Origin of the sequence: Streptomyces sp. NPDC093510 (assembly GCF_040683555.1) — a bacterium.
Classification (GTDB): Bacteria; Actinomycetota; Actinomycetes; order Streptomycetales; family Streptomycetaceae; genus Streptomyces.
Genome location: NZ_JBFBEE010000005.1, coordinates 167,275 through 180,949, shown reverse-complemented (window position 1 = coordinate 180,949; position 13,675 = coordinate 167,275). Strand labels below are relative to the sequence as shown.

Genomic DNA, 13,675 nt, shown 5'->3' with positions numbered 1-13,675 from the left:
CACGGTTTTATCCCCCACGCGGCGGCTACCCGTGCGGGACCGAAGGGAGGGGGTCCCCGTGACAGTCACGACATCCCCGCCGACCGCGCGGACGAGGCAGCGGGAGGAAGTCAGCCAGCAGGAGCTCGTCCGGTACCTGGAGGACCGCTTCGCCTGCGCGCAGGCCTGCGACGACTGCGTGCGCGAGTGCGCCGTGCGCCAGGGCCCGGCCGAGTGCGGCGAAGGGGCACGGCTCAACACGGCCTGCGCGGACGTGTGCGACGCGACGTCCCGCGTGCTCGCCGAGCAGAGCGACTAGGACGAGCAGCGGGTCCGCATGCAGGTCGAGTGGTGCCGCGCGGTCTGCCTCCAGTGCGCCTCCCTCTGCGACCTGAACCCCACCTCGACCCGCTGCGCCGACGCCTGCCGCCGCTGCGCGAAGGCGTGCGATGACTTTCTGAGGACGTTGGGCTGAGGACGTTGGGCTGAGGACATTGGGCTGAGGGCCGGGTGGGGCGGTCCGCCGGACGGCGCGGTGCTGCCCGCGAAGACTCTGCAGGCCGGCGCCCCGACCACCACCACCGCGGGCGGCTTCCACGTAGGGCGCGGTGGATTGATGCCTGCCTCCTGTGTGCCCAGGACCGGCGCGAGGTTGCCCACGCCGCGACGGCGGGATCGACTTGCGCCCAGGGCCCGTCGTCGGCCATGTCGACCGCGCCCGGCCCCGCGCGGCAACGACGGCGCTCTGCGCATCCGGACACGCGGCCGCCAACTCGGCGGGAACCAGACCGGATCTTCGTCCGACCACTGCAGCAGAGCCCCACGCGCACTCACGCGCACCACGCACTGGAACGAGGGAGCAGCCGTATGCACTGGTACGAGGACGACGGATTCTGGACGGACTTCTCCGGGACCATGTTCTCCGAGCGCAGACGCACGGAGGTCGAGAGCCTGGTCACCGGGTCGTCCCTGCTCCGGTTCCCGGCCGGGAGCCGCGTACTGGACCTGTGCTGCGGGCCCGGCCTCTACCTCGTGCCGCTGGCCCGCGGCGGCTGCGCGGTGACAGGGCTGGACCTCAGCCCGGCCATGCTGAAGCGGGCCGGCGCCGTGTGTGAGGAGGCGGGGGTCGACGTCAGGCTGGTGCGGGCCGACATGCTGACCCACGTCGAGCCGATGACGTACGACGTGGTGCTCAACCTCTTCACCTCGTTCGGCTACTTCGACGACCCGCTCGACAACGAGCGCGTGCTGCGCAACGCCCACGACTCGCTCGTGCCGGGCGGGCGTCTCCTCGTCGACGTGATGGGCAAGGAGGTCCTGGCGGGCTGGATCGGCCGTCCCCAGGTCGTCGAACTCGACGACGGGGCGTACGTGGTGCAGCGCGACACCGTTCTGGACAGCTGGACCCGGCTGCGCACCGACTGGACGCTGGTGCGGGACGGCGCGGCGCGGGAGTCGTCGCTCACCTCGTTCCTCTACAGCGCGGCCGAGCTCCGCGCGCTCTTCGAGGCGGTCGGCTTCACCGACGTGCGGTGTTACGGCGACTTCGACGGCGGCCCCTACGACAACCGCTCGAAGCGGCTGATCGTGACCGGTACCCGCCCTGAACTGCCCCCGAACACGCGGGAACTTTGAGGCGGTCGCGGCCGACTACTGAACGGCGGACGCGGTCGAGCACGGCGCAGCCGCCAACGCGCACGTGAACGAGGGGACTTCATGACCGAGGCCGCATCCGCGCCGCCCACGCCGACGCCGCTGCCGACGACGCCGGCTCCCAGTCGCGCAGCCCGCTCGCGCGACGCACCGGGCCGGGCAACCGAAGACCGTCCCACCGGGCGCGGCCGGCTGCTGACCACGCTGGTGGCGCTCTCCGTCACGCTCGTCGTCTCCGTCCTGGCCGGCATCGCGCTGGGACCGACCGTCGTACCGCCCGGCGACGTCGTGCGCTTCCTGACCGCGGCCCTCACCGGAGGCGGCATCGGGGCGGACGAGGTGACGGGTTACTCCATCGTCTGGCACGTGCGCACCCCGCGGGTGCTGCTCGCCGCAGTCGTGGGCGCCGGACTCTCCGTCGTGGGCGTCGCCATCCAGGCGCTGGTGCGCAACGCCCTCGCGGACCCGTTCGTGCTGGGCATCTCCTCCGGAGCCTCGGTGGGAGCGACCGGAGTCGTCGTGTTCGGCATCTTCGCCGGTCTCGGGGTCTACGCCCTGTCGGCCGCCGCGTTCCTCGGCGCCCTCGGCGCGACGGTCCTCGTGTACCTGGCCGCGCGCGGCCCGATGGGGCTGACACCGCTGCGGCTTGTGCTGACCGGGGTGGCGCTGGCGTACGGGTTCCAGGCGCTGATGAGTGTCCTGGTGTTCCTCGCCCCGAACGGGCAGGCCGCGCGGACGGTGCTCTTCTGGCTCCTTGGCAGCCTCGGGTCGGCGACCTGGGAGTCCCTGCCCCTGGTGACCGGGGCGGTGCTGGTCGCGGTCGTCGTGCTGCTGCGGCACAGCAGGTCGCTGGACGTGCTGTCGCTCGGCGACGAGACAGCGGCCAGCCTGGGCGTGGACGCGGACGGCCTGCGGCGCGGGCTCTTCGTGCTCACCGCGGCCGTCACCGGGCTGATCGTCGCGGTCAGCGGCGCGATCGGTTTCGTCGGACTCGTCCTGCCCCATGTGGTGCGGATCTGGGTCGGCTCCACGCACCGGCGCGTGCTCGCGGTCGCGCCCCTGGCCGGCGCGTGCTTCATGGTCTGGGTCGACCTGGTGGCCCGTACCGCCTTCGCCCCCGAGGAACTGCCGCTCGGGGTGATCACCGCGCTCATCGGGGTGCCGGTGTTCGTCGTGCTGATGCGGCGCCGCGGCTATCTCTTCGGAGGCCGGTAGATGGTCCTCTCCCTGCACGAACTGACGGTCGAGGCGGCCGGGCGCGCCCTCGTCGACCGGCTGAGCATCGACGTGGCCGGCGGTTCGATCGTGGGGCTAGTCGGCCCCAACGGCAGCGGCAAGTCGACCGCACTGCGCTGCGTCTACCGGGCGTTGAAGCCGACGTCCGGGGCGGTGCTGCTCGACGGGACCGATCTGACGGCGCTGAAACTGCGCGACAGTGCCCGTTCGATCGCCGCCCTGACCCAGGAGAGCCACACCGAACTCGACTTCACCGTCGAGGAGGTGGTCGCCCTGGGCCGTGCCCCGCACGCGCAGGGCAACCACCCCCTGACGGCGCGCGAACGGGACCTGTGCCGGGAGGCGATGGACCGGCTGGACGTCGCCCATCTCGCCGACCGCAGCGTGCTGAGCCTCTCCGGAGGGGAACGGCAGCGGGTCCTCGTCGCCCGTGCCCTCGTCCAGGAACCCCGCCTCCTCGTCCTCGACGAACCCACCAACCACCTCGATGTACGGCACCAGGTGGAGCTGCTCTCCTTCCTGCGAGGCTCCGGACTGACCGTGCTGACAGCCCTGCACGACCTCAACCTCGCGGCCCAGGTGTGCGACCGCATCGCCGTGCTCGGCGCCGGCTGCCTGGTCTCCTCCGGTGTGCCGGCCGAGGTCCTGACGCCGGAGCTGGTGCGGAAGGTGTTCGGCGTCGATGCCGCCGTCGTGCCCCACCCGCGTACCGGAATCCCCCAACTGCTCTACGACCTCGCCCCGGCCTCCGCCACCGTCCCGGCCCCCACTGAGCCCCCGGCGCCCGCTGAGCCCTCGGCCCCCACTGAGCCCCCGGCCTCCGCCGACGCTTCCCCGGAAGGACCACACTCGTGACCAGACCACCGTTCCCCCGAGCCCTCACCGCCGGGCTCCTGGCCACCGGGCTCCTGCTGACCGCCGGCTGCGGCGCCGAGGTCGAACAGGCGGCGGACGGCAAGCCCGACACCGTCACCGTCTCCAACTGCGGCAAGGACGTCACGTACACCCGTCCCGAGCGGGCGGTCGCGTACGACGTGAGCGGCGCGGAGAAGATGTTCGCCCTGGGACTCTCCGACCGCATGCGCGGATACGTCATGAACAAGCTCGGCGATCCCTCCATCAAGGGGTCGCCCTGGCGCGAGAAGTACTCCGAGGTCGACCGTCTCGGCACCGAGCGGATCACCCGGGAGCTCGTCGTCGACGCCGACGCCGACTGGGTGCTCGCCGGTTGGAACTCCGGATTCAGCGAGGAGCGCGGTATCACCCCGGCCCTGCTGGACAAGGTCGGTGTCGCCAGCTACCTGCACACCGAGACCTGCTGGGACTACGGCAAGAAGGGCGCCGCCGCCGACGTGTCACCGCTTCAGGCGCTCTACACGGACCTGGACAACCTGGGCCGGATCTTCGGTGTCGAGAAGCGGGCCGACAAGCTCGTCGCCGGGCTGAAGGACCGGGTCGCCGCGCTGAAGAAGACCTGGCCCGACACGGGCGACCCGGCCAAGGTGTTCGTCTACGACTCGGGCACCGACCAGCCGTTCACCGCGGGCAGGCACGCCGCGCCGGACAGCATCATCACCGCGGCCGGCGGAACCAACGTCTTCGGAGACCTCGACAAGGGGTGGACGACGGTGGGCTGGGAACCGGTCATCAAGGCCAGGCCCGAGGTCATCGTGATCGTCGACTACGCGGACCAGCCCGCGAAGAAGAAGATCGCCCACCTCAAGTCGCTGCCCGCCCTGAAGTCCGTACCGGCGGTGAAGAACAACCGCTTCCACGTGATGTCCTACGGCGACGTCGTCAGCGGCCCGCGCAACGTCACGGGCGCCGAGGACCTGGGCCGCTACCTGCGCTCGGTCGGGCGGTGACGACGATGGCGACCCCGACGCGTACAGCACCCGCCCACCCCGGCGCCGGCGCCGACACGGGCACCGACACGGGCACGGGCACGGCTACGGAAGCCGGAGCCGCTCGGCCCGACGAGCACACCACAGCACCCGCGCCGGTCCACGAGCACACCACCGAACCCGCGCCGGTCCACGACCACATCACCGACGCGATCAAGGCCCCCGACCTCCTGCGGCTCTCCGGGAACGTCGTGCTCGCCCGTTTCGAGACCCTCAAGGTCTACGCCGCCCTCGGCGCGGTCCGCACCCTGCTGGAGCGCGGGACGGTGAAACCCGGGCAGACCCTCGTCGACAGCTCCAGCGGCATCTACGCACTGGCCCTGGCCATGGCCTGCCACCGCTACGGACTGCACTGCCACATCGTGGCCTCCACCACCGTCGACGCCACGATGCGCGCCCAACTGGAGGTGCTCGGCGCCACCGTCGACCAGATGCCGCCCTCCAAAGACCTGCGACTCGACCAGGAGGGCAGGGTCCGCCGGGTCCGCGGGCTGCTGGCCGAGCGGCCCGGCATGCACTGGATGCGGCAGTACCACGACGCCGTCCACTACACCGGATACCGGGAGTTCGCCGCCCTCGTCGACCGCGCGCTGCCCGGCGTACCGCTGACCGTGGTGGGCGCCGTGGGCACGGGCTCCTCCAGCGGCGGTCTCGTCCAGGCGCTGCGCGGCCGCGGCCGCGATGTACGCCTGTTGGGCGTGCAGCCCTTCGGCAGCGTCACCTTCGGCAGCGAGGGGTTCAGCGACCCCGAGGCGATCATCGCCGGGATCGGCAGCTCGATCCCGTTCGACAACGTCCACCACGACCTCTACGACACCCTCCACTGGCTCGACTTCCGGCACGCCATGGCGGGCGCGGTCGGACTCCTGCGGGGACACGCCGTGTTCGCCGGTCTTTCCACCGGCGCCGCCCACCTCGTCGCGGACTGGGAGGCGGCCCGCGACCCCGACCGCACCCACCTGGTCATTGGCGCCGACACCGGCCACCGCTACACCGACCGCGTCTTCGCCCGCCACCGCGAGGCGCTCGACCCGCGCGCCCTGAAACCGCACGAGATCACCGACCTCGCCGATCTCGCCCCGCCCTGGTCGGCGATGGAGTGGAACCGACGGCGTTACGACGTACGCACCCCGTCAGCACCCGCCATACCCGTCCCACCTCACGCACCCGCCGTACCTGCTCAAGCACCGACCCCAGCGACCGCAGCAACCCCACCGACCGCACCGACCCCACCGACCCCACCGGGTTCATCGGGTCCGTCGGCGGCATCGGCCCAGGAGGACCGGACACCGTGACCATCGCCGCTCTGGAAGCACTCACCTTCGGCCTGGGACGCCTCGTCGAGGCGGCAGGGAACGCCGGGCACCGGCTGTGCCTGCTCACCGGTGACCGTGACGTCTACCGCCACGAACTCGCCCACCTGGACCCCGGCGCGCTCGACATCGTCGACATCGACACCACCGACACCGCGGCCTGCGCCGCCGCCCTGGCCGCCCTGCCCGACCTGCGGGGGCTCATCAACTCGACCGACACGTGGGGCGTTCCGGGCGCCGATCTCGCGGCCAAGTTCGGGCTGCCGGGACCGGACCCGAGCACCGTCCGGCTGCTCCGGGACAAGAGCCGGGTGCGCGCGCTCCTGCACGAGCGTGGCCTGAGCAGCAGCGGCGCCGTCGACGTTCCCGCGGCCGTCTCCGCGGCCGCCGAGATCCTCCGCGAGGTCGGTCTGCCCGCTGTCCTGAAGGATTCCGCCGGCACCTCGTCCCGCAATGTCTGGCCGGTACGTGACGAGCGCGGGCTCCGTGCGGCTCTGGCCGAGGCGTCCCGACGCGCCTTCAACGGGCGGCTGTTCGCCGAGCGCTTCTTCTCCGGCCCTGTCTACAGCGCGGAGACCCTCGGATGGGAGGGCGGGACGAAGCTGCTCGGCGTGCTCAGCCGCCAGATGTCGCCCGAGCCCTCCGTCCGTGAGGAGGCCGCGGCCTTCCCCGTCGCCTTCCCCCTCCCCGAACTCGCCCTGATCGAGGAGTGGGTGGGCCGCGTGCTGGCCGCAGCGGGTCACGACAACGGCTTCGCGCATGTGGAGTTCGTCCTCACCGCGGACGGCCCCGAGCTGGTGGAGATCAACAGCCGCATCGGCGGCGCGCTCGTCGGCGAGTCCCTGTGCCGCGCCCTGGACACCAACGTCTACGACGCCATGGTCGACATGGCGCTCGGCCGTCGCCCCGCACTGCTGGACGCTCCGGCCGCCGGGCACACCACGGGCCCGGCCACGGCGTTCGTGCTCGTCTACCCCGACCGCCCCGGCACGCTCACCGGCTGGACCGGCCTCGACGGCCTGTCCAACTTCCCCGGCGCACCGGAGTGGTATCCCACCGCTGTGCCCGGCCGGCCCGTGGAGCACCTGAGCGACCAGCGCGGCTGCACCGGGATCGTGCTGGCGGAGGCCGACACCGCCGAACTGGCCCTGCACCGCGCGCTCAGCGCCGCCGGGAGCATACGGCCGGTCGTCACCGCCGACGACCGGGAATGACGGGGGCGCCGTCGCGGAAGCCGCACGGGCGGCCGGGCTCCCGCCTCGCACGGTACGCCGAGCTCACCGGCCCGCAGTACTTCCTGCTGGCCGGGTCGTTCCTCATACCCTTGGGCAGCTTCGCCGTACTGCCCTTCATGTCGGTCCTGCTGCACGAGCGGCTGGGGATGGGGCTCGGCAGTGTCGGCGCGGTGCTCGCCGTCGCCTCGTTCGTGCAGTTCTCCGGCGGTGTCGTCGGCGCGGCCGTCGCGGAACGCATCGGGCTGCGGCGCACCATGCTGGTCGCCCTGATCGTCCGCACGGCGGGCTTCGCCGCCTTCCTGCCCGGGCTGAACCGCCCGGCCGCGGCGATCGCCGCGCTGTTCCTCGTCTCGTGCGGGGCCGCGCTCTACCTCCCCGCCAACAAGGCGTACCTGATCAACCGGGTGGGGGAGGACCAGCGTCCGCTGGTGCTCTCCGCGAGCAGCTCCGCCCTGAACGCCGGGATCGCACTGGGCCCGATCGCCGCGGCCCCGTTCATACTCACCTCCTCGGCGGGCCTCTTCACCGCCGTCACCGCGTTGTTCGCCGCGATCACGGCGGGCCACGCGCTCCTGCCGACGGAGGCGCACGAGGACGGGCCACGGGAGGGGGAAGGCGCCGAGCCGCACCACGCAGGCGCCGGGCCACCGCACTCGGATGCCGGGCCGCCGACGCTGCCCGCACCGCCCGCACCGTCCGCGCTGCCCTTCGTGATCACCGTGCTGAGCCTGTACGTCTTCATGTTCTTCCAGCACTACCTCGCGGTCTACGTCGTGGGTCGGACGTCGACGTTCTTCTACAGCCTCGTCCTCGCGCTGTACGCCCTGCTCCTGGTTGTCACCCAGCCGCTCCTGTCGGACTGGATCGCGGGCCTCTCCTATCCGCGCGCCCTGCGCGTCGGCTTCGCGGCGCTGGCCACGGGCATGGCCGCGCTCGCCATCGGACACCCCGCCGCCATTCTGGCCGGGTCCCTGCTCATCTGCCTCGGCGAGGTCGTCCTCTTCCTCAAGAACGACCTCGAAGCGCTGGCCAGGTCCTCCCGGTCGGCCGCCGTCGTCTTCGGCCGCCAGCGGATGGCGGCCGGAATCGGCGCGTTCGCCAGCGGCATCGCGGGAGGCGAGGGATACGCGCTGGCCGAACGCTCCGGTCACGCCAACCTCTTCTGGGTGGCGGTCGCGGCACAGTGCGTGCTGTTGCCCCCACTGCTGATCCGGGCCCTGAGCCGCCTGCGCCCGGCCGCGGTCCCCTCGCGGGGCTGAGTGTCCGGTGCGGCTGGAGCTTGCACCGCCGGGGGTCGGTGACCAGCGGGACAGAGAGTGTGTGTTCACGGGTTTGCGCAGTGGGGTCTTGCATCGTCCGTTGATGCGCGACGTCTGGTTCGGTTCGGTCAACCCTGTTCCATCCGCCCTGCTCCGCCTGACTGGGTGTGGTGACTATGCGTCAGGGCCAGGGGCGGTTTCTCAGTTCCTGGGGGAGGGGGCGAGGTCGTCGCGGAGTGCTTGGGCGGTGTGGGAGGTGGGGTGGTGCAGCAGTTGGTTGGGGGTGCCGGTGAAGACGAGTTGGCCGCCGTGGCGGCCTCCTTCCGGTCCCATGTCGATGATCCAGTCGGCTCGTTTGATGAGGTCGAGGTTGTGTTCGATGACGATGACGGTGTTGCCGTCGTCGACGAGCCGGTCGAGCAGGCGCTGAAGGATTTCGATGTCGGCCATGTGCAGGCCGGTGGTGGGTTCGTCCAGGACGTAGATGGTGCTGGTACGGCCGAGCTGGCCGGCGAGTTTGAGGCGCTGGAGTTCGCCGCCGGAGAGGGTGGAGACGGGCTGGCCGAGGGTGAGGTAGCCGAGGCCGACCTCAATCAGGGTTTCGAGGGGGCTGCGGATCTTCTTCTCGACGGGTGCGGTGAAGAAGTCCACGGCCTGCTGGGCTGTCATCGCCAGGACGTCAACGATGGTGCGGCCGTGCAGGGTATGGGCGAGGGCCTGGTCGTTGTAGCGGGTGCCCTGGCAGGTCTCGCAGGTGATGGTGACGGGGTCGGCGAAGGCCATGTCGGCGGTGATGGTGCCTTTGCCGCCGCAGGCGGGGCAGGCACCGGTGGAGTTGAAGCTGAACAGGCCGGGCCTGGCGCCGCTGGCCTGGGCGAAGGCGGTGCGGATGGCGTCCATGACCCCCACCCAGGTGACGGGCGTGGAGCGGGAGGAGGCCCCGATGCCCTGCTGGTCGATGAAGACCGCCTCGGGATGCTGGGCGCGCAGTACGTTGCTGATGAGGGTGGATTTGCCGGAGCCGGCCACGCCGGTGACGGCGGTCAGAACGCCGGTGGGGATCTCGACGCTGACGTTCTTGAGGTTGTGCAGATGCGCCTTGGCGATCTTCAGTTTGCCGCTGGGGGTGCGCACATCGGTCTTGAGCGGGACGGCGGCATCGAGGTGGCGGCCAGTGGGGGTCTTGGCGCGGCGCAGTTGAGCCGCGGTGCCCTCGAAGATGACCTGTCCGCCGTGGGTGCCGGCGCCGGGGCCCATGTCGATGATGTGGTCGGCGCGGGTGATCACGTCGCGGTCGTGCTCGACGATCAGGAGGGTGTTGCCCTGGTCGCGGAGCTGGGTGAGCAGGTCGTTGACGCGGTGGACGTCGCGGGGGTGCAGGCCGGTGGAGGGTTCGTCGAAGATGTAGGTCATGCCGGTGAGGCTGGAGCCGAGGTTGCGCACGATTTTCAGGCGTTGGGCCTCGCCGCCGGAGAGGGTGCCGGTCTCCCGGCCGAGGTGGAGGTAGCCCAGTCCGATCTGTTCGATGCGCTCCAGGGCGTGGACGGCGGTCTGGGCGAGCGGTGTGCCGAGCGGGTGGTCGACTTTGCCCAGGACGTCGATGAGGTCGGTGACTTCCATGGCCATGTGGTCGGCGATGCTGTGGCCGTTGATCTTCGTCTTCAGCGCGGCCGCGTTGAGGCGGGCGCCGTGGCAGGCGGGGCATTCGCCCTCGGTGGTGAACTCCTCCACCGCCTCGCGGGTGCGCCTGGAGAGCGTGGACAGGTCGCGGTTGAGGTAGAGGCGGTGGAAGCGGTCCAGGATGCCCTCGTCATCGACACTCTTGGCCGCTCCGTCTGCCAGGGTCTTTTGGCCGCGGCCGTGCAGGAGGATGTGCCACTCGGCCTTCGTGTACTTCTTCAGCTGCTTGCCGGTATCCAACGTCCCGGAGCGGGTGAGCAGGGACCACTGCACGCCGCCGACATTGAACAGCGGGAAACGCAGCGCCCCGCTGTCCAGGGACTGCTCCTGGTCGAAGAACCTCTCCAGGTCGGGCTGGATGGTGTAGCCCAGACCCTGGCAAGTGGGGCAGGCGCCGGTGGGGTCGTTGAAGGAATAGGCCGTCGACATGCCGGCGCTGGGCGACCCGGCGCGGGAGAACAGCAGCCGGATCAGGGAGGCGATGTCCGTGATGGTGCCCACCGTGGAGCGTGAGCCGCCGCCCAGCGGCTTCTGGTCGACCACGATCGCCGGGGAAAGGTCCTCAATGAGGTCGGCTTCGGGTTTCTCGTACTTCGGCAGCCGGTTGCGGACGAAGAAGGGGAACGTTTCGTTCAACTGCCGCTGCGACTCCACCGCGATGGTGTCGAAGACGATGGAGGATTTACCGGAGCCGGACACCCCGGTGAAGACGGTGATGACACCCTTGGGGACGCGCAGCGAAACATCCTGGAGGTTATGGACGCGGGCGCCGGTGATGACGATCTCGCCGTGCGCGGATGTCTTACGGGACATGACGGTGCTTTCTGGCTGGCTGGGGGCGTGCGGGCGGGGTGGCGCCCTGGGGCCCTGTTGCCACGCGGTCGGGACCGGGCGGCAACAGGGCTGGACGGTCAGGTGGCGGGGTTGACCTGCTGGTCGATCTGGCAGGTCAACTCCAGTGCGGCCAGGGCGCTGGCCGGGCTGATCTCGTTGTCGGCCTCACCGCGCAGCACGGCCAGCACATGGGCGATCATCGCCGTGTACTGGTCAGCGGCGGGTAGCTCCACCTCGTGGGCCCCCTCGTCGCTGTACGCGGTGAGAGTGCCGGTCGGCTTGCCGTCGTAGCCCATGGCCGAGACCCACTCAAGGACGCCGTGGGTGAAGGCGGCGGTGTAGCCGCTGCGGGCACCCCACGGCTTGGGCCGCAGTGCGGAGACCGAGCTGCGGGCGATCGCGCCGTCGAAGGCCAGGGTGGCCTCGACGGCGCCGGCGTCCGCGTCGCGTCCCACCGCGGTGACGTGGACCTGGTCCGGTGTGCCGAGGGCCCGGGTGATGAGGTCCAGGTCGCTGTGCATGGCCTCCATCGGCAGCGCCTTCAGCCCGAGCGAGGCGCCCGGCCACAAGAGAGCGACCGCGTTCCAGCAGGTCAGTTCCTCGAGTCGGCCGTAGGTACCCTCGCGTACGGCGTCGGTGAGGGCCTGGTTGGCGGGGATGAACCGTTCGAACATGTCCACGAACACGTGCCGGTCGCTCGACTCGGCGGCGGCCACGATCCTGCGGCCCTCCTCCAGGGAACCGGCCATGGGCAGTTCGGTCAGAACGTGCTTGCCGGCCTCCAGGGCGCGCAGCACCATCGGCGCATGCAGCGGGATGGGGAGACAGACATCGACCAAGTCGAAGGAGGGGTCGGTGAAGGCGGCGTCCAGGTCAGTGCCGGCGGCGAACCCGAACTGTCCGGCGGCCTGTGAGGTCTTGTCCGCGTCGCGGCCGAACATTACCACCTCGACATCGTCGCGGGCGGCGTAGACGGCGGCGTGCGCCTGGCCGAAGTTGGTTCCCAACAGGGCGATCTTCATGAGGGCTCGGTTCCTTTCAATGAGCGAGGACGGTGTGCCTTGGCCGGGCAGAGCAGTGCGCCTGTGCCTGCGGCGTGCGGCCCGGCCAACTCCTGCGGTCAGGAGGGTTGGGCCTGGCTGATGCACAGCGGCTGGCCGGAGGGGTCCAGCAGGACCGTCCAGTGGTCACCGGGCTGGAAGTCGGGCCTGGTCGCCCCGAGTTCCAGCAGCCGCTTCTCGGCGGCGGCCACATCGGGAAAGGCCAGGTCCATGTGGAAGGGCAGTTCCTGCTGGGGCCAGTCGGGCGCGGTGAAGGAGCTGGAGGTCCAGAAGATGTACATCGTGTTGCCGACGGTGACGGGGAAGGCGACCTCGTTGCCGTGCTCGTCGGGGTAGGGCTGCCCGACCTCGCCGCCCAGCGCGGCGGCGTAGAACTCGGCGAGCCGGCGGCCGTCGTCGGCCCAGATCGCGTACGAGATCACCGAGCCGCTGAGAGTGCCGGTGGAGGGGGTGGTGCTCATGGGGATGCATCCTTTCCGTGCTCCCGCGGCCGACGGGTGCCGAGGCCGCGGAGCGTGCAGTCGACGTCGGCGGACCGGGCGGCGCAGGGGGCGCCGGCCGCGGGCCGCTTCCCCGCAGGGGTCAGGCGTCGGCGGGCCGGGCGGGCGGGGAGAACAGCCCGAAGCGGTTGCCGCGCGGATCGAGGAGGCGGGAGTAGACCAGCCCGTCGGGGGTGGTCTCGGGCCCGTACTCGGCGCGGGCGCCCGCCTGCTGTGCTGCGGTGGTGGTGGCGGCGACGTCGGGGACCAGGAAGCAGGGCATCACGTAGTCGGCCCCGGCCCCCTCGGTGCTGTCGCCGCTGTGGTCCCACAGGCCGCCGGACGGCCACTCGGCTGAGGGGCCGAAGATGCTGAAGTACGGCTTGCCGCCGGCCGTCTCGTCCTTCTCGAACCGCCAGCCGAACGCCGCGGCGTAGAAGTCCGTGGTGGCCCGCGCGTCGGTGGTGCCGATCTCGAACCAGGCCATCGCACCCGGCTGCGGCGCATACGACGCCTGCTGCATGTGCTCCTCGGTCGCCGCCGCCCGCTCGGCGAGCTTCTCGGAGCCGCCGCGGGAGAACAGGGAGAAGATGTTGCCGCGCGGGTCGGCCAGCCGGGCGAAGACCGTCACTTCACCGACCGTGGTGGCCGGGACGATGACCTTCGCGCCGAGCGCGGTGAGCTTGTCGACATCGGCGTGGACGTCGGCGGACAGGACGGAGAGGTTCAGGGTCTCGCCGCCGGTGTCGCCCTGCTGGATGGCGCCCATCGGCCAGGCTGCGCCCGGGGCGAGGATACGGGTGTAGGTGCGGCCGTCGACCGAGGAGTCCGGGTCGACCTCGAAATTCCAGCCCAGCAGCGGGCCGTAGAAGCCGGTGACGGCGTCGGGATCAGTGGTGCCGATCTCGAACCAGACCACCTGGCCGGGAGACATGAAACCCATGATGAAAATGCCTTTCGCGGGTGCGGTACGGGGTCAAAAGGGAGCGGAACAGGCTGTGATGTCGAGCCTTGCCCCCTGTGGTGCGGGGTGGCCCTTGGT

General features: G+C 71.0%; 13 protein-coding genes. 9 read left to right on the top strand and 4 right to left on the bottom strand.

Annotated elements, in window-relative coordinates; genetic code table 11:
* Positions 1–58: 58 nt before the first annotated feature.
* The 9 genes from AB0N81_RS10070 to AB0N81_RS10030 all read left to right on the top strand — a co-directional run bounded on the left by AB0N81_RS10070 (position 59) and on the right by AB0N81_RS10030 (position 8,579).
* The gene (locus tag AB0N81_RS10070; protein WP_365357302.1) at positions 59–298 is read left to right on the top strand and encodes a hypothetical protein; all 240 of its coding nucleotides are present in this window, start codon (positions 59–61) and stop codon (positions 296–298) included.
* An 18-nt stretch (positions 299–316) separates the two neighbouring features.
* Positions 317–454 (top strand): four-helix bundle copper-binding protein, encoded by a 138-nt coding sequence (locus AB0N81_RS10065; protein ID WP_365357301.1) that lies wholly within the window; start codon positions 317–319, stop codon positions 452–454.
* Positions 455–846: 392 nt separating this feature from the next.
* Positions 847–1,614: a methyltransferase domain-containing protein gene (locus AB0N81_RS10060; protein WP_365357300.1), complete on the top strand. Its 768-nt coding sequence runs from the start codon at positions 847–849 to the stop codon at positions 1,612–1,614.
* A gap of 81 nt (positions 1,615–1,695) precedes the next feature.
* Entirely contained in the window at positions 1,696–2,847 is a 1,152-nt protein-coding gene (locus tag AB0N81_RS10055) for an iron ABC transporter permease (protein ID WP_365357299.1), read from the top strand.
* Positions 2,848–3,723, top strand: a complete 876-nt coding sequence (locus tag AB0N81_RS10050) for an ABC transporter ATP-binding protein (RefSeq protein ID WP_365357298.1) — start codon at positions 2,848–2,850, stop codon at positions 3,721–3,723.
* Positions 3,720–4,733 carry an ABC transporter substrate-binding protein gene (locus AB0N81_RS10045; protein WP_365357297.1) on the top strand — a complete coding sequence of 338 codons (1,014 nt, stop codon included), beginning with the start codon at positions 3,720–3,722 and terminating at the stop codon, positions 4,731–4,733. The genes AB0N81_RS10050 and AB0N81_RS10045 overlap by 4 nt, the downstream gene beginning before the upstream one ends.
* A gap of 5 nt (positions 4,734–4,738) precedes the next feature.
* Positions 4,739–6,067, top strand: coding sequence for a pyridoxal-phosphate dependent enzyme (locus AB0N81_RS10040; RefSeq protein WP_365357296.1), 1,329 nt, complete (start codon positions 4,739–4,741; stop codon positions 6,065–6,067).
* Positions 6,064–7,299: an ATP-grasp domain-containing protein gene (locus AB0N81_RS10035; RefSeq protein ID WP_365357295.1), complete on the top strand. Its 1,236-nt coding sequence runs from the start codon at positions 6,064–6,066 to the stop codon at positions 7,297–7,299. The genes AB0N81_RS10040 and AB0N81_RS10035 overlap by 4 nt, the downstream gene beginning before the upstream one ends.
* Positions 7,296–8,579: an MFS transporter gene (locus AB0N81_RS10030; protein ID WP_365357294.1), complete on the top strand. Its 1,284-nt coding sequence runs from the start codon at positions 7,296–7,298 to the stop codon at positions 8,577–8,579. Before AB0N81_RS10035 ends, AB0N81_RS10030 begins: the two co-directional genes overlap by 4 nt.
* A 201-nt stretch (positions 8,580–8,780) precedes the next feature.
* On the opposite strand, the gene AB0N81_RS10025 is transcribed toward AB0N81_RS10030, so the two are convergent.
* From AB0N81_RS10025 to AB0N81_RS10010, 4 genes are all read right to left on the bottom strand, one after another.
* Positions 8,781–11,072, bottom strand: a complete 2,292-nt coding sequence (locus AB0N81_RS10025) for an excinuclease ABC subunit UvrA (RefSeq protein WP_365357293.1) — start codon at positions 11,070–11,072, stop codon at positions 8,781–8,783.
* A 98-nt stretch (positions 11,073–11,170) separates the two neighbouring features.
* Entirely contained in the window at positions 11,171–12,115 is a 945-nt protein-coding gene (locus AB0N81_RS10020; protein WP_365357292.1) for a Gfo/Idh/MocA family oxidoreductase, read from the bottom strand.
* Between the two features lie 98 nt (positions 12,116–12,213).
* Positions 12,214–12,615 carry a VOC family protein gene (locus tag AB0N81_RS10015; RefSeq protein WP_365357291.1) on the bottom strand — a complete coding sequence of 134 codons (402 nt, stop codon included), beginning with the start codon at positions 12,613–12,615 and terminating at the stop codon, positions 12,214–12,216.
* A gap of 121 nt (positions 12,616–12,736) precedes the next feature.
* Positions 12,737–13,567, bottom strand: a complete 831-nt coding sequence (locus AB0N81_RS10010; protein WP_365357290.1) for a VOC family protein — start codon at positions 13,565–13,567, stop codon at positions 12,737–12,739.
* Positions 13,568–13,675: the final 108 nt, after the last annotated feature.